The organism is Thalassospira sp. SM2505, assembly GCF_054901115.1.
The window spans coordinates 1232127-1246768 of sequence record NZ_CM142731.1 but is presented as its reverse complement, the minus strand read 5'-3'; the positions used below and the strand labels follow the sequence as shown (position 1 = coordinate 1246768).

Sequence of the window (14642 nt, the reverse complement as noted above, 5' to 3'; positions counted from 1 at the left end):
GATCTTATTCTTCGGTCGCTTCTGCGTCTTCGTCCGAAGCGGCATTTTCTTCCGACTTCAGAGCGGACGGAGCAGCAACGGTCGCAACGGTGAAGTCACGGTCGGTAATCGCAAGCTCAACACCTTTCGGCAGTTTGATTGCCGAGATGTGGATCGAGTCACCAACTTCAACACCCGAAAGGTCAAAGACCAGCTCTTCCGGAATTGCATTCGGAGCGCAGATAACTTCGACATCGTGACGGACAACGTTAAGAACGCCGCCTTTTTTCAGGCCCGGCGATTTCTCTTCGTTTTCGAAGCGAACCGGAACTTCAACATGGATGGTCTGGCCTTTTGCAAAGCGCAGAAGATCGATGTGAAGAATCTGATCGGTAACTTTGTCGAACTGAACGTCGCGCGGCAGAACTTCATATTTCTCTTTTCCGACTTCAACGGTCAGAACATGAGAATAGAAGCCCGGCTTATGCAGAAGTTTCCAAAGCGGACGCGGGTCGATCTGGAACAGAACAGCTTCCTGTTTTGCACCATAAATGACACCAGGGACCATACCGGCACGACGCACGGCACGGGCGGCCCCCTTTCCGGCCCGTTCACGGATTTCCGCAGTGATAACAGTGTTTGCCATCGGAAAATCTCCTTGAACTATAAAAATATTGTTCTCGCAGGTTGGTGAAAATCACCGCTGAAAGCCCACGAAAACAAGCGCGGTGGCCTCCAGGGGTGCCACCGCGACGAGGGCCTTATACCCTCAATCGAAAAGAACGGAAACAGATTTTTCTTCCGAGATACGGCGGATGGCTTCAGCCATCAGCGGCGCAATCGGAAGCTGTCGGATTTTAGTGCAGTCACGAACCGCATCCGATGCACGGATGGAATCGGTAGTGACAACTTCGGTCATCGGGGAATTGGCGATACGCTCAACCGCCGGGCCCGACAGGACACCGTGGGAAACATATGCCGCAACCGACGATGCGCCGCGTTCTTTAAGGGCACCGGCTGCATTGCAAAGGGTGCCTGCCGAATCAACGATATCGTCGACCAGAATGCAGGCTGCGTCTTTGACGTCACCGATAACATGCATGACTTCGGAAACACCGGCCTGCGGACGACGTTTGTCGATGATCGCAAGTTCGGCATCCAGACGTTTTGCAACGGAACGCGCACGGGCAACACCGCCGACATCCGGGCTGACGATGACCAGTTTCTGGCCTTCGAACTTGTTGCGGATGTCGCTGGTCAGAACCGGCGATGCAAACAGGTTATCAAGCGGAATGTCGAAGAAGCCCTGAATCTGACCGGCATGGAGATCCATGGTCAGAACGCGGTCAGCACCGGCAACCGTAATCAGGTTGGCAACCAGCTTTGCCGAAATCGGGGTACGGGGACCGGATTTACGATCCTGACGGGCATAGCCGAAATACGGAATGACAGCCGTGATGCGACGTGCAGACCCACGACGCAGCGCGTCGAGTATCACCAGAAGTTCCATCAGGTTGTCGTTTGCGGGGAAAGAGGTGCTCTGAATGACAAAAACGTCCTCACCGCGGACGTTTTCCTGAATTTCACACCAGATTTCCTCATCGGAGAAACGCTTAACATCTGCGCGGGTAAGCGGCAGATTCAGATGGTCAGCAATTGCCTCAGCCAACGGGCGGTTACTGTTACCAGCGAGGATCTTCATAGCGGGGCCTCGGTTAATGGGTGCCGGGAAAGCGAAAAATCTTTTTGCGACTCCACCAACACAGATCAGCCAGGAGCGGTCCCGCTTGCCCCTGTCGCCCAAATGCCCGGAAACCGGGGAAACCCCGCCCGAACTGACGACATGTTCACGACACTCAAAGACCATTCATGGGCAAATCTGCACCATGGCAGTTCGCGGCGGCTTTATAACCAGCCGTTAACAGTCTGTAAATGGGGCCAATGACGAATAACGACAAGGCTGTCATGCATCAGGCGGCCATTCGCCACCTTAACGGAACCCTATCGGGCAGAAAGCGTCTTTTTATCTGCCCGCAACTGAAGCTTTTTGCGCGTGGCAATCTGGCCCAGAACACCTTCAAGTGTTTCGACCGCCGCCTGTGCCGCAAGCGATGCCACCGGCCCCCAGTATTTATCAAGACTGCCATGGGGCACGACATTGTTCTGGTTCATCTGGCCAAGCTCGCTGCCGTTGGTTTCCATGATGATCCATTCAATGGATACCTTGTCGACCGGCGGGTTCTTGCTGTTTTCAACCGGTGTCACAGCAATGGTCGCGGACAGGATCACGCTGTTTTCATCGATTTCCCTGTTATCAACAAGAATACCCTTGGATTGCAGCAACGCCCCGGCCGAGCGCGAAAGTGCCGTATTACCATCGCCAGGTGCGCCGGAAAAATCGATCAGCGCAATCTTCATAAACGGCGCTGCCTTGAATGCCGACCGGTCACCGGTGATCATAAAGGCAATCTCGTCTGCCGGGGTCGCCACCAGACCGTCATAGGTCCTGACCATCGGGTCTTCCTTGATGCCGTCAAGTTCCCGGACCTTTTCAGCCAGATCTTGCGGGACCAGCAGGCTGTTTTCTTCGGGACCGCCCGGTCTGTCGGCAAACCATTGTTCGGCAGAAAGTTCACCACTCGATCGTACCGTATCAATCGCCAGACCATCCGGGCGCATCAGAACCCAGGTCAGATCAAGCTTGGCACCGTCTTCGACAAGACTTGTTTCCACATTCGGGCGCAGGATGTAACTGCCGCCTTCGGAACTGTCGCTATAGGCTGGGATATCACGGTTGCGCAAGGCACGTGCCATGGCGCGCGCCAGATGTGCCGACGCACCTTCGGGCAAGTCATCACCGCCTTCGACCCGCACCGTTCCGGTATCACGCAATTCCAGAAGTGACGGATCACCTTCACGTCCGGCCCCCTCGAACGGGCGCGGCAAATCACCACAGGCCGCAAGCGGGGCAATTGTCAGAACAAACAGAACAAGGGAACGGAGGATTGATGTCATAAGGCCACTTACATATTCACATCAAAACGCAACCAACCATGGTTGCGATGATCATAAAGAAAAACAGCATAATCATATGCGGCATGACGTCTCCCCCTGAGCCGTGTTTGGCCCTACGCCTCTGTCAACATGATTGCGGAAAGTTGCCGCCCGTAATCGGGCTCCTTGCGAAGCGTCGTGCGGCGGTAACTGTAAAAAAGATGTTCTTCGGCCAGGGTATCGCGCGCCACCAGCTCGACCGATGCAATCCCGGTCGCAATGGTCCGGCGCCGCACATATTCCGGCAGATCAAACATGAAATGTCCGTCCCGCACCGATGCGTCAAACAAATCATCATTGCCTTCGGGTCCGCCCAGAATGGTGTCGCGAAACGCGCCATCCACCTCATAGGATTTGCGCGCAATGCATGGCCCGACTGCGGCAGTGATGTTTTCGCGCTTCGCACCAAGCTTTTCCATCGCCGCAACCGTGCTGGCCGAAATGCCGCCATATGATCCGCGCCAGCCGGAATGGCAGGCCCCGATCACACCGGCAACCGGATCATGAAACAGCACCGGCGTACAATCGGCCGTCAGAATGCCCAGCATGATGCCCGGACGGTCAGTAACCATCGCATCAGCCCTGGGTGCCTCGTCACGTGAAAGCGGCTTGTTAAGAACGGCTACATCGGTGCCATGCACCTGATAGACCGTGGTCAGATTTTCGGAAATTGTAGCAAAGGCCGATGCGGCACGCGCGCGGTTCTCGGCAACCCGGTCCTTGTCATCATCGGATCCGAAACCGACATTGAGCCCGCCATGAATACCGTCACTGACCCCGCCCTTGCGACTAAGGAACCCGTGGCGCAGCCCGTGCTTGCCCGACAGGCGTTCGGCTTCAAACCATGTCAGCCCGTTTGACGAACGTTCGATACCGTCAGTAATCGGATGGGTCATGGATCGGTGGCTCCGTCGTTCTGGTTGATCGGTATTTAGCCCGCAACGCCACTTACACAAGGTGGCGGGGTTGTATTGCGACCATATCCGATCAGAACTTTAAAAAGCGTTCCCATCTGGTCGGCATCAATCAGCCGTGCCAATGCCTGATCAATGGCAACGGCCTGTTGTTCATCGGCACTGGTTTTCAAAAGCTCGGCACGCTGTTCAATGCCCAGCATTTTAAGGAACGTACCCTGCGTCAAAACCGCACCTGTGCGTCCGCCTGCTTCATTCATCGTCCGTGCAATGGCGGCAAAATCCACATGTGCGGTCAGATCAGCATCGCCCGGATCGCTCAGGACCGGATGATATTCATGGCCCTTTAGTGCCTGCAACGTATCGCCAAAGGCACTGCTCGGATGCCCGTAATCAATAAACAGTGCCGCGCCCTCTGTTTCATTGAGGCGCCGCGCAATCTGATCAGCGATGGCGATTGCCGGGGCGCAACTTTCAAAGATGTCACCCTTTTTGGCTGTCCCGCGCAATGTGGCCGGGATCAGTGCATCGGTCACCGGGGTTTCGCGTCCACGGACAAACCCAAGTTCGCCACTATTGGCATCAACACCAACCAGCCGCTCGGCCCAGCCATGATCGCCCCGCTCAAACTGACGGATCGGAAGGGCGTCAAAGAATTCATTGCCAATCACAATTGCGGGCACGCCCGCACGTGTCGGGATATCGTCAAACGCTTCGTGCCAGGTGGCCGGAATGCCATATGCCATGATGGCAGTTTGCTGATGGGTGCGCAGAACCGGGCTGGTTTCGACAAACCGCACCGTCAAGGCGTCACCAATACCCGGCACATTGCGCACGGCCCGCAAGGCATCGGACATCAGCGTCCCGCGTCCCGGTCCCAGTTCAATCAGATCAATCTTGGGCGGACAGCCCAGTTGCTGCCAGGTCACGGCGGCCCAAAGACCGATCAGTTCCCCGAACATCTGGCTGACTTCGGGTGCGGTAATAAAATCACCGGCGCGCCCGAACGGATCCTGTTTGCGGTAATAGCCATATTCCGGATGGGCCAGCGCCTCATTCATGAAATCGGCAATGCTGATCGGCCCGGAAAGCGCAATCCGGCGCTTGATATGATCCAGAAGCGGGCTATCGGTTTCAGGCAGCTGGCTCACGCGGCTTCTGCCTCTTTGGGATGGGCACGGGTTTCAATCGGCTTGGATTTCATTGCATAGACAATGCAACCGACCCCGAACAGCACCATCGGGATCGACAGAAGCTGCCCCATCGTCGCTCCACCGGCAAGGAAGCCAAGCTGTGCATCGGGCTGGCGGAAGAATTCGACAATGATCCGCGAAATGCCATATCCGGCAACGAATGTTCCGCCAAGAATGCCCGGACGATGACGCACAAAGGCACTGCGCGACAAGACAAACAACACAACAAACAAGATCAGACCTTCAAGGGCTGCTTCATAAAGCTGGCTCGGATGGCGCGGTTCTGGTCCGCCATTGGGGAATACAATGCCCCAGGCCACGTCGGTGGTGCGCCCGAACAGCTCGCCATTGATGAAGTTGGCAATGCGCCCGAAAAACAGACCAATCGGGGTTGCGACAGCCGCGGCATCAAGTACGGCAAGGATCGAAATCCCGCGTTTGCGCGCAAACAGGATGATCGCGACGATGACCCCCATGAACCCGCCATGGAATGCCATGCCGCCCTGCCAGACCTTAAGGATATTGGCCGGATTTTCGAGATAATATTCCAGATTGTAAAACAGGATATATCCCAGCCGCCCGCCAAGGATCACACCAAGTGTGGCCCAGAACAGCAAATCATCAACGTCGCGTTTGCTCATGATGTTGGGCGACTTGGTGCAGTAATAAACCACGTACTTCCACCCCAGAAGCAGCCCCGCGATATAGGCCAGCGCATACCAGCGAATGGCAATCGGGCCGATGGAAATCGCAATCGGGTCTATCGCCGGAAAGGCAAGGCTCAGCATCGGGGAAACTCCGGTTGGCAGAAGCAGTTAAATCGAACGATCATGTTCGGGTGATGATCCTGATGTCCCAAAGGATATGGGCAGCATCATGGCAAACAGACCGATGCTGCGGATCCACATCCTGTTAACGGAACGGATCTTCGGTCGCGAGATAATCCTGAATATAAAGACGCACCCCTTCTTCAAGGGATGTCATGTCACGATCATAGCCCGCCGCACGCAGCTTGTTCATATTGGCTTCGGTGAAATACTGGTACTTGTCACGGATGGATTCCGGGGTCGGTATATAATTGATGACCGGCTCCTTGCCCATGGCATCAAAGACGGCAAGGGCAAGGTCCTTGAAACTGCGCGCCTTGCCGGTCCCGATATTGAACAGATCGCTGACCTGCGGATTGTCATAAAGCCACATGATGATACTGACCACATCACCGACCCAGACAAAGTCACGCAGCTGTCCGCCATCCTCGTAATCGGGATGATGGGATTTGAAAAGTGTTGCGGTTTCACCAGCCGACAGCTTGTCAAACATCTGCGAAACCACCGAACGCATACCGCCCTTGTGATATTCATTCGGGCCATAGACGTTAAAGAATTTCAGGCCGGCCCACTGTTTCGGGCGGAAGCCGTTCTGATCGAGAATACGGCGAAAACGACGGTCGGTCGCATGCTTGGACCAGCCATAGGCATTGAGCGGTGCCAGCTTGGCAAGATCAGCCTCGTCAAAGCTGTCATCAAAGCCCTGCTTGCCATCGCCATAGGTCGCGGCCGAGGATGCATAGATCAGCCGTGCCGAATGGCGCGCACACCAGTCCCAAAGCCAGGTCGTCAGTTTCAGGTTGTTGTTCAGGATCTTGTCGGCATCGGTTTCCGTGGTCGCGGAAATCGCACCCATATGGAAAATCGCATCGACATTGCCCGAATGCTGTTCAAGAAAAGCAGGCAGTTCGTCGGGATGGACAATGTCGCGCAGATTGCGCTTGGCAATGTTTTTCCACTTGATGCCGTCGCGCAGGCGATCAACGACAACAATGTCGGTTTCCCCGCGTTCTTCAAGGGCAGCAACAATATTGGAACCGATAAAGCCGGCACCACCGGTGACGATAAGCATTGCATTCTCCTGGCGGGCAAAACCCATTGATCGAACTTTCTGGTCACTTTATAGGACCGCCCCTGATCTGGAGCAAGAAAAGCCAGTCAAAATCACGATATCGTCACAGCAAGTTCGCCAGATTGCCCTTTGCTGACGATCAGCTTGCTCTATGACAGCGAACACCCATATTATGCGCAACACATTGATCCCAAAAGCCGGAGACCATCATGCAGATCAACAACCGCATTCTCGACGACATTACCCGCGTGACCAATTCTGCACTGGGCACCATGACGGGCGTCAAAGGCGAAGTTGATGCCCTTGTCCGTCAGCAATTCGAAAAAATCCTGATGGGCATGGATATGGTCACCCGCGAAGAATTTGACGTCGTCCATGATGTCGCGATCAAGGCCGCCGAACGCATTGACGCGCTTGAAGCCCGCATCGTCGAACTTGAAAAACGTCTCGAAGCAGCTGAAGCCCCTGCCAAACCGGCGGCAAAACGCGCGGCTTCGAAACCGGCTGCAAAAAAAGACGCCTGATCGCCGTTTAAATCCCCACATAAATGGATGTGGGCCGTCTATCAGGATCGCTGAAAGGTCGATCAGGACGGATAAAACGGACCGGGCTTAAGCCGAGTTCCAAAATTCATTGCGCTCCTGCGTCGCAGGACGGTTGAAAGACGGCGGGCACCGGCATATAGTGCGCGCCCTTTCGCACATGCTTATACAGGCTGGGTATATATGAACGACCAACTCGACGATATTGGCGATCTGGGCGACGAAAATCCGTTGCTCCTTGTCGAAGATATCGCTCGCACGAACCAATGGCATCTGGAACGACGCAGCACCGACGAGGTGGTGGTCGAGATTCCGGCCCATTGGTGTACTTATCTGGTCTATTTCACCTGGCGCGACGATGCCGAGGCGCTGCATATCGCATGTTGCTTTGACCTGTTTGTACCCGAACCCCTGCGTCCGCGCATGTACGAGCTGGTTGCCAAATGCAACGAACAGCTCTGGATCGGGCATTTCGGGCTGTGGCTTGAAGAAAACATGCCGCTGTTCCGCCACACGCTGTTGTTTGGAGGAGACGTTCCCCCGATGGTCGAACAGTTCGAGGAACTGATCGATATCGCGATTTCGGAATGCGAACGCTTCTTCCCGGCCTTCAACTTTGTTCTCGGCCAGGGTCAATCCCCGGACGATGCCCTGACCCATGCAATGCTCGAACCGGCAGGTCAGGCCTAGGACCACACCAGACCATCACAAACCATCCCGGCAATGTGCCCGGTGGTTTGACTGATCTGACGTATCAGGACGGCATGATTGCCGTCCTTTTTCGTTGCAATGCAGTTTTTTTTGCAAGCAGCCGCTTTTTTTGCCAAACAAAACAAATCGCGCAAAGCCGCATCTTGCGCATGGCCTGACAAAACAAAATCCCGCAAAGCCCGGCCTTGTCAGGCAAAGCCACCTTCAATGTGGATAAACACGCTTTTTCAAAGCTCTCCTGCCATGGGCCCTTGTCCTTTGCACTGACTTGACCCACCTTGAGAAGATCGCTACGGCATTGCATCAAGACTGTTGATAGCGTCATCATCAACAGAACCCGATGGATAAAGCGGAGCAGATTTTATGAATACGCGTCTTTTGCTGGTCGGCTGTGGCAAGATGGGCAGTGCCATGCTTGAAGGCTGGCTGGCCCAGGGCCTCAAGGCTGACAATGTCTATATCGTTGAACAGGCCGAAGCCGCCGAAAAGCTTGAAGCAAGTTATGGCATTCATGGGGTTACCGACGTTGCCGGCATTCCGCAGGACTTTATCCCGCAGGTCATCCTGTTCGCCGTCAAGCCGCAGGTCCTGCCAGATGTGATTGACGCTTACAAACCGCTTGTCCGTGCAGAAACCGTCTTCCTGTCGGTTGCGGCGGGCAAGACCATTGAATTCTTTGCAAGCCATCTCGGCAAACTGGCCCGCATCGTACGCGCCATGCCCAACACCCCGGCGGCTGTATCGCGCGGCATGACCGTCATGTGCCCGACCGAAAATGTCAGCATCGCCCAGCGCGACATGTGTGAAACCCTGCTGGCCGCGGTCGGACTGGTTTCCTGGGTCGAGGATGAAAGCCTGATGGATGCGGTTACCGCCCTTTCGGGCAGCGGCCCTGCCTATATCTTCCATCTGGTCGAAGCCATGGCACAGGCTGGCGAAACTGCAGGCCTTCCCGCCGATCAGGCCATGCTGCTTGCCCGCCAGACCGTAATTGGTGCAGGCTTCCTTCTTGATGCCAGCGAAGAAACCGCAGCCACCCTGCGTCAGAATGTCACAAGCCCCGGCGGCACCACGGCCGCGGCATTGAATGTTCTGATGGATCAGGAAAACGGTCTGCCGGAACTGATGACCCGTGCTATCGAAGCCGCCCGCAAACGTTCGGTCGAGCTTGCAAGCTGATCGACATTTCGTAATCTGACCTGACAGGAGACGCTCATGCCCGCCAAAAAGGATATCCCAAATATCCTGATCGATGCCGCCCTTAAACTGGCTGCCGAGAAAAGCTGGCATGACGTCACCATGATCGATATCGCCCGGTCTGCTGGCCTCAGTCTGGCCGACTGCCATGCGCACTGCAACGGCAAGGGCGATATCCTTCGTCGCTTCATCCGCAACATTGATCACGAAGTTCTGGCCGATCTTGATGCCGATGATTTCAACGAACCCGGCCATGATCGCCTGATTGCCGTGATCATGGCGCGCTTTGATGCGCTGGCTGATTATCGCCCTGCCCTGCGTTCGATCATTGCAGCACGCGGTGATCTCGGCCCGGCGGACTCGATCCGGGCAATCAAAAGTCATTTTGGTTCGATGCGCTGGATGCTGGATGCTTCGGGTTTTCGGACATCCGGCCTTCACGGATCGCTGCGCGTTACCGGACTGACGGCAATCTATGCCCGCACCTTCCGCCAGTGGCTTGATGATGACAGCACCGACTTTGGTCCGACGATGGCCTATCTTGATCGCGAACTGTCGCGTGCCGCCGATTGGGACGGGCAGGTTGAAAAAGGTTTGGGCAAGGCCGCAAAACTGTGTCGCAAGCTTTCTGAAAATTGCCGCCGATTCTCGTCGAAAAAATCATCGGGCACGACCGACACAACGGCCCCAGATCTGCGTCAGTAAAGACAATCAGGTCGCGCCTGATATCTAACCCCCTGATCTGACGCAGCAATTCTCAAAACCCAACCCAAGGGATTTTGCAGACACAAAACATTAACCCTAAAGTTATTGTGCAGTGCAAAATAATCCTTGACGCATCCGGCTCATTCCGGCATATTGCAGTTGAATTTGTGCGGCGCACAATAGCGCCTCATTCCACACCTGTTGCAAATGTTGATGGAGTGCAAAACCATGACCGCCGCAAAAAAGGCAACCAACCCGTTCTTTGACCTCGACTTCACCAAATACACTGCGGACTTCAAACTTCCGGGTGTTGACGTGAATGAAATGATGGCTTTCCAGCGTAAAAACGTGGAAGCCCTCACCAAAGCCAACAAGGTAGCCTTCGACGGTTTCCAGGCTGTTGCTCAGCGTCAGAGCGAAATTTTCAAAGCGCTGCTGGATAAAGTTCAAACCCAGGGCAAAGATTTCGCTGCTACTACCGCTGACGACCCGATGGCTACGGCTGCCAAGCAGACCGAAGCCGCGAAAGCTGCATACGAAGACGCACTTTCGACCGCCAAGGAACTGTCTGGTCTGGTAACCAAGTCCCAGGAAGAAGCTCTTGCTCTTCTGCAGGCTCGCTTTACCGAATCCCTTGATGAATTCAAGGCAGCGATCGAAAAGACCGCTGCTGCGAAGTAACAGCTTTCCGCTGATAACTTCCCGTAATCTACTTGATGGCAGGACTGCAAGGTCCTGCCATTTTCTTTTGTCTGCCCCGCGGATTTTGCTCAAACTCCGGAATTTGCCCACCCGCGATGCTTTGGACTTATCAGCCTGATTTCCGAACAGTAAGCTGTCTTCATAACAAGGAGGCCCTTACCCTATGAACGAAATCAGTTTTGATGATTTTCTGAAAGTCGATATCCGTGTCGGCACAGTGATCGACGCACAGGAATTCCCCGAAGCCCGCCGTCCCGCCCTTAAGCTGTGGGTGGATTTCGGCCCCGAGATCGGCACCAGAAAAACATCCGCCCAGATCACCAAATATTACAGCCCGGAAAAACTGATCGGCCGTCAGGTTGCCGGTGTCATCAATTTCCCCAAAAAACAGGTCGGTCCCTTCATGTCCGAATTCCTGTGTCTTGGTTTCCCCGATGGTGCCGATGACAAGGGCATCGTCCTGATCCGCCCGGACGAGGATGTGCCCAATGGCGCACGCCTGTTCTGATCGCGGAACCTGTTCCCCCCAAAACAGAGGGACAGGCACCAAAGATGCCTGTCCCCGCTCGTGCCGCGCTATCTTTTTACAGATTAGCGCGCCAAAACTACCGATGCCTCACGCGTGCGACCGACCGCCACCGCCATTTCTTCCGACACCATCTGCAATCCCGAAAGCAACCCTTGCGAAGTCGCAAGCGACGTCTGAACACCATGCATCTCGCTGGTGACCTGCGATATGACATCGCCTTGCTTCTCGACAGCCACCGAGACAACAGCGACACGGTCCAGCATCGCTTTCATGTCCAGACGCAGGGCGGTCAATATGCGCACATTCTCGCTGACGCATTCGTCAAGATTGTCGATCCGTGCCTTGAGTTCGGGCGTGCCCCTTGCGCCGTCACGCACCGCATCCAGTGCATTTTCCATCGCGACGGCGGCAACATCGCCTTCGATCACCGTATCGAAAACATGATCGGCCACAGATTGCAATTCCGTCATCCGTTGGGCGCTTTCCTCAACGCATGACACCAACCGTCCGGCGATCATGCTGCTGGCTTCAAGATGAACCTGTGCCAGACGACATGCCTTGGCGACCCTTTCGTAATTCTGATCGAACTTGCACAAACTGCGGTCAATATCAATGAAGCTTGAATCAAGGGTCGTTTTCAAATCACCCAGCGAATGGACTTCGCCCGTGATATCGACAGCAAATTTGACAATTTTACGAACCGTGCCATCCGGGGCAAAGACCGGGTTATAGGTTGCCTCAAACCAGACCTCGTCACCGTCCTTTCCGACCCGTCTGAATTGCCGGGCGCTGTATTTTCCGTTGGCAAGAGATCGCCAGAATGCGCGGTAGTCGGCACTTTGAGCATAATCAGGTTCGACAAACATGCTGTGATGCAGGCCGACAATTTCTGCAAGTTCATATCCCATGATCGAAAGGAAATGGTGATTGGCCGTCAGAATATTGCCTTTCACATCGAACTCGACCACCGCATGGCTATGCTCAATCGCATCGACCTTGCCCTGCAGGTCAATAAGCTTTTCATGACGTTCGGTGACATCAACACCAAGCCGCATGATTGCGCTTACCGCTCCCTTGCAATCACGTATCGGACCATAGGTCTCCTCGACCCAGATAAGATCACCCTGTTTGGTCACACAGGGCAGAACAACCCGCTTGCTCTTTCCGGCGCGCAACTCGATCCAGCACAGATCATAGTCCGGTCCGTTGACCACCTCGGCAGGCAGGAACATGGAATGATGTTGCCCGACAACTTCGCTTTCGTCATATCCGGTCATCGCCAGAAATCGCTCATTGACCCTGATGATCCTGCCATTCAGGTCAAATTCAGCCACGGCGAATGACACATCAACAGCAGCATGCAGGTCATATGACAGATCATTGCGATCTTGCCCGATAGACGAAGCAACGGAATTCATGACGGCTCTCCCGGATTGTTGCCTGGCGCAACGCTAAACATATTCGTTATCGTGAATATATTACCGGGATCGCGTCCCCACTATCCTCATATGGGGAGGACATAATACACTCGTATAGTGTGCAAAACCCTGGAGCCCTAAAACAAAGAGGCATGGCGATTATATGCCATGCCTCTTTTAATCGATCGTTCTGGGAACAATCTTCTTTTCGGCCACGCCGTCGAATTCGCTTAACGCGCAAGGACCAATGCAGCCTCACGGGTTCGACTGACATTTACCAGAACTGTCGAAGAAGCATCCCGGATAAAGTCCACGCTACTTGCGAACTGTTCAACAGAACTTGCCATACTTTGCATGTTGCTCGACACCTGCTGGGTTACGGAACTTTGTTCCTCCACCGCAGAAGAAATCGTCGTCACGTTATTCAGCACATCTTCTACTTCCGTCCGGATCGAGCCCAGCACACCGCTGACCTCACCGGCAATGCTCTGAACACCTTCGATCTCACCCGTAATCTGTTCAGTCGCCCTGGCAACCTGATTGGCAAGGTTCTTGACCTCTGTTGCAACAACAGCAAAGCCTTTGCCAGCTTCGCCTGCACGGGCCGATTCAATCGTCGCATTCAACGCCAGCAAATTGATCTGCCCTGCAATTCCCTGAATGACATCAATGATACTGCTCATAGCTGTCACGACTTCATTCATTTTCTCTGTCGATGTGCCCGCAGCAATCGACTTTTCAAACACCTGATCGGTTGATGCTCTTGCCCCGGCCATGCTGCGCGAAATTTCGGCAATTGATGCCGCAAGCTGTTCGGCACCGGCGGCAACAGCCTGAACGTTCGCCGACGTTTCTTCACAGCTCGAATAGGCAATCGAGGAACGCTGATCCAGTTCTTTCAAGCTCAGATCAATTTCACCAAAGTTGCTGTCGATCATCAGCTTCAGATCCGTCAGAAGCTTGACCTGTTCTGTAATATCCACAGCATATTTAACAACCTTATAGGGCACGCCATTGGCATCAAAGATCGGGTTATAGGATCCTTCAATCCAGATCTCCTTGCCGCCCTTGGCAAAACGCTTGAACTGCTTCGAGGAGAAATTCCCCCTGCGCAGTTCGCGCCAAAATTCAGTGTAATCCAGACTTTTCGCATAATCTGGATCCACAAACATGCTGTGATGTTTTCCGACAATCTCCGAAAGCTGGTACCCCATCACCGACAAGAAATTGTCGTTCGCATCAAGGATTTTGCCATCAAGGTCAAACTCGATCACTGCCTGACTGCGGTTAATGGCGGTTACCTTGCCTTCGAAATTGGCCAGCATCTCCTGACGCTTGGTAATGTCGGAAGCAAATTTGACAATCTTGACGATGTTACCCTTGCGGTCGCGCACCGGATTGTAGGTTGCCTCGATCCATACTTGGCGACCTGTCTTTGTGATCCTCGGGAATGCTGCACTTTTGAATGAGCCCGCCCGCAGATCGGACCAAAAGGTCTCGTAATCCGGGCTTCGGCGGATGTCGTCGGGGACAAAGATTGCATGCGGCTTGCCGACGATCTCTGACAGCTCATATTCCATAATCGTCAAAAAATTCTTGTTTGCACGCAGCACCTTGCCCTGCAAGTCGAATTCGATAACGGCCAACGACTGTTCCAGTGCATCAAGCGTACTTGCAGCGGTCGCAGTGTCGCCACGCCGGAAAAAACCAAAAGATCCCATGTGATGTCCTCTCGCCTGGTATCAGGAAAACGACTTAGCGATTGCCAAGCCGATGCGTTGATACGGAACCTATACAAA

The 14642-nt window shown here is 54.3% G+C and carries 16 protein-coding genes; 6 read left to right on the top strand and 10 right to left on the bottom strand.

The genetic code is table 11. The annotated features are described in order from the left end of the window. Positions 1 to 4: 4 nt before the first annotated feature. From ACTU44_RS05650 to rfaD, 7 genes are all read right to left on the bottom strand, one after another. Positions 5 to 625 carry a 50S ribosomal protein L25/general stress protein Ctc gene (locus ACTU44_RS05650; RefSeq protein ID WP_114097994.1) on the bottom strand — a complete coding sequence of 207 codons (621 nt, stop codon included), beginning with the start codon at positions 623 to 625 and terminating at the stop codon, positions 5 to 7. 123 nt (positions 626 to 748) lie between these two features. Then, on the bottom strand, positions 749 to 1681 hold the full coding sequence (locus ACTU44_RS05645) for a ribose-phosphate pyrophosphokinase (protein WP_114097993.1): 933 nt from the start codon (positions 1679 to 1681) through the stop codon (positions 749 to 751). A 299-nt stretch (positions 1682 to 1980) separates the two neighbouring features. After that, positions 1981 to 2994 carry a hypothetical protein gene (locus tag ACTU44_RS05640; protein WP_462096898.1) on the bottom strand — a complete coding sequence of 338 codons (1014 nt, stop codon included), beginning with the start codon at positions 2992 to 2994 and terminating at the stop codon, positions 1981 to 1983. Positions 2995 to 3107: 113 nt separating this feature from the next. Further along, a complete protein-coding gene (pgeF, locus tag ACTU44_RS05635) occupies positions 3108 to 3929 on the bottom strand; it encodes a peptidoglycan editing factor PgeF (RefSeq protein WP_336080200.1) in 822 nt (273 codons plus the stop codon). A gap of 35 nt (positions 3930 to 3964) precedes the next feature. Beyond that, complete coding sequence (locus tag ACTU44_RS05630) at positions 3965 to 5098, bottom strand: class I SAM-dependent methyltransferase (RefSeq protein WP_309471217.1); 1134 nt, start codon at positions 5096 to 5098, stop codon at positions 3965 to 3967. Next, complete coding sequence (gene lgt, locus ACTU44_RS05625; protein WP_462096897.1) at positions 5095 to 5928, bottom strand: prolipoprotein diacylglyceryl transferase; 834 nt, start codon at positions 5926 to 5928, stop codon at positions 5095 to 5097. The genes ACTU44_RS05630 and lgt overlap by 4 nt, the downstream gene beginning before the upstream one ends. Before the next feature lie 124 nt (positions 5929 to 6052). Further along, positions 6053 to 7039 (bottom strand): ADP-glyceromanno-heptose 6-epimerase, encoded by a 987-nt coding sequence (rfaD, locus tag ACTU44_RS05620; RefSeq protein ID WP_462096896.1) that lies wholly within the window; start codon positions 7037 to 7039, stop codon positions 6053 to 6055. Positions 7040 to 7248: 209 nt separating this feature from the next. On the opposite strand from rfaD, the gene ACTU44_RS05615 reads away from it, so the two are divergent. Together ACTU44_RS05615 and ACTU44_RS05610 are read left to right on the top strand one after the other, a co-directional pair. Next, the gene (locus tag ACTU44_RS05615) at positions 7249 to 7563 is read left to right on the top strand and encodes an accessory factor UbiK family protein (protein ID WP_114097989.1); all 315 of its coding nucleotides are present in this window, start codon (positions 7249 to 7251) and stop codon (positions 7561 to 7563) included. Between the two features lie 201 nt (positions 7564 to 7764). Then, a complete protein-coding gene (locus ACTU44_RS05610; protein WP_114097988.1) occupies positions 7765 to 8271 on the top strand; it encodes a type III secretion system chaperone family protein in 507 nt (168 codons plus the stop codon). Between the two features lie 64 nt (positions 8272 to 8335). Here ACTU44_RS05610 and ACTU44_RS05605 read toward each other — a convergent pair whose 3' ends face one another. After that, a complete protein-coding gene (locus ACTU44_RS05605) occupies positions 8336 to 8620 on the bottom strand; it encodes a hypothetical protein (protein ID WP_462096895.1) in 285 nt (94 codons plus the stop codon). Positions 8621 to 8655: 35 nt separating this feature from the next. Between ACTU44_RS05605 and proC the strand changes: the two genes are divergently transcribed. The 4 genes from proC to ACTU44_RS05585 all read left to right on the top strand — a co-directional run bounded on the left by proC (position 8656) and on the right by ACTU44_RS05585 (position 11404). Then, positions 8656 to 9471 carry a pyrroline-5-carboxylate reductase gene (gene proC, locus ACTU44_RS05600; protein ID WP_462096894.1) on the top strand — a complete coding sequence of 272 codons (816 nt, stop codon included), beginning with the start codon at positions 8656 to 8658 and terminating at the stop codon, positions 9469 to 9471. Positions 9472 to 9507: 36 nt separating this feature from the next. After that, entirely contained in the window at positions 9508 to 10194 is a 687-nt protein-coding gene (locus ACTU44_RS05595; protein ID WP_462096893.1) for a TetR family transcriptional regulator, read from the top strand. 228 nt (positions 10195 to 10422) lie between these two features. After that, on the top strand, positions 10423 to 10875 hold the full coding sequence (locus ACTU44_RS05590; protein ID WP_114098056.1) for a phasin family protein: 453 nt from the start codon (positions 10423 to 10425) through the stop codon (positions 10873 to 10875). Between the two features lie 184 nt (positions 10876 to 11059). Further along, positions 11060 to 11404: a tRNA-binding protein gene (locus tag ACTU44_RS05585; RefSeq protein WP_114097984.1), complete on the top strand. Its 345-nt coding sequence runs from the start codon at positions 11060 to 11062 to the stop codon at positions 11402 to 11404. An 83-nt stretch (positions 11405 to 11487) separates the two neighbouring features. Here the strand turns inward: ACTU44_RS05585 and ACTU44_RS05580 are convergent, their stop codons facing one another. Both ACTU44_RS05580 and ACTU44_RS05575 read right to left on the bottom strand, forming a co-directional pair. Next, entirely contained in the window at positions 11488 to 12843 is a 1356-nt protein-coding gene (locus ACTU44_RS05580) for a PAS domain-containing protein (RefSeq protein WP_462096892.1), read from the bottom strand. 230 nt (positions 12844 to 13073) lie between these two features. Beyond that, positions 13074 to 14564: a methyl-accepting chemotaxis protein gene (locus ACTU44_RS05575; protein WP_462096891.1), complete on the bottom strand. Its 1491-nt coding sequence runs from the start codon at positions 14562 to 14564 to the stop codon at positions 13074 to 13076. Positions 14565 to 14642 lie beyond the last annotated feature (78 nt).

Excerpts from the sequence above, each read along its gene's own strand:
- ACTU44_RS05650 (WP_114097994.1), bottom strand. The coding sequence starts at position 625 with ATGGCAAACACTGTTATCACTGCGGAAATCCGTGAACGGGCCGGAAAG.
- ACTU44_RS05645 (WP_114097993.1), bottom strand. The coding sequence starts at position 1,681 with ATGAAGATCCTCGCTGGTAACAGTAACCGCCCGTTGGCTGAGGCAATT.
- ACTU44_RS05640 (WP_462096898.1), bottom strand. The coding sequence starts at position 2,994 with ATGACATCAATCCTCCGTTCCCTTGTTCTGTTTGTTCTGACAATTGCC.
- pgeF (WP_336080200.1), bottom strand. The coding sequence starts at position 3,929 with ATGACCCATCCGATTACTGACGGTATCGAACGTTCGTCAAACGGGCTG.
- lgt (WP_462096897.1), bottom strand. The coding sequence starts at position 5,928 with ATGCTGAGCCTTGCCTTTCCGGCGATAGACCCGATTGCGATTTCCATC.
- rfaD (WP_462096896.1), bottom strand. The coding sequence starts at position 7,039 with ATGCTTATCGTCACCGGTGGTGCCGGCTTTATCGGTTCCAATATTGTT.
- ACTU44_RS05615 (WP_114097989.1), top strand. The coding sequence starts at position 7,249 with ATGCAGATCAACAACCGCATTCTCGACGACATTACCCGCGTGACCAAT.
- ACTU44_RS05610 (WP_114097988.1), top strand. The coding sequence starts at position 7,765 with ATGAACGACCAACTCGACGATATTGGCGATCTGGGCGACGAAAATCCG.
- ACTU44_RS05605 (WP_462096895.1), bottom strand. The coding sequence starts at position 8,620 with ATGATGACGCTATCAACAGTCTTGATGCAATGCCGTAGCGATCTTCTC.
- proC (WP_462096894.1), top strand. The coding sequence starts at position 8,656 with ATGAATACGCGTCTTTTGCTGGTCGGCTGTGGCAAGATGGGCAGTGCC.
- ACTU44_RS05595 (WP_462096893.1), top strand. The coding sequence starts at position 9,508 with ATGCCCGCCAAAAAGGATATCCCAAATATCCTGATCGATGCCGCCCTT.
- ACTU44_RS05590 (WP_114098056.1), top strand. The coding sequence starts at position 10,423 with ATGACCGCCGCAAAAAAGGCAACCAACCCGTTCTTTGACCTCGACTTC.
- ACTU44_RS05585 (WP_114097984.1), top strand. The coding sequence starts at position 11,060 with ATGAACGAAATCAGTTTTGATGATTTTCTGAAAGTCGATATCCGTGTC.
- ACTU44_RS05580 (WP_462096892.1), bottom strand. The coding sequence starts at position 12,843 with ATGAATTCCGTTGCTTCGTCTATCGGGCAAGATCGCAATGATCTGTCA.
- ACTU44_RS05575 (WP_462096891.1), bottom strand. The coding sequence starts at position 14,564 with ATGGGATCTTTTGGTTTTTTCCGGCGTGGCGACACTGCGACCGCTGCA.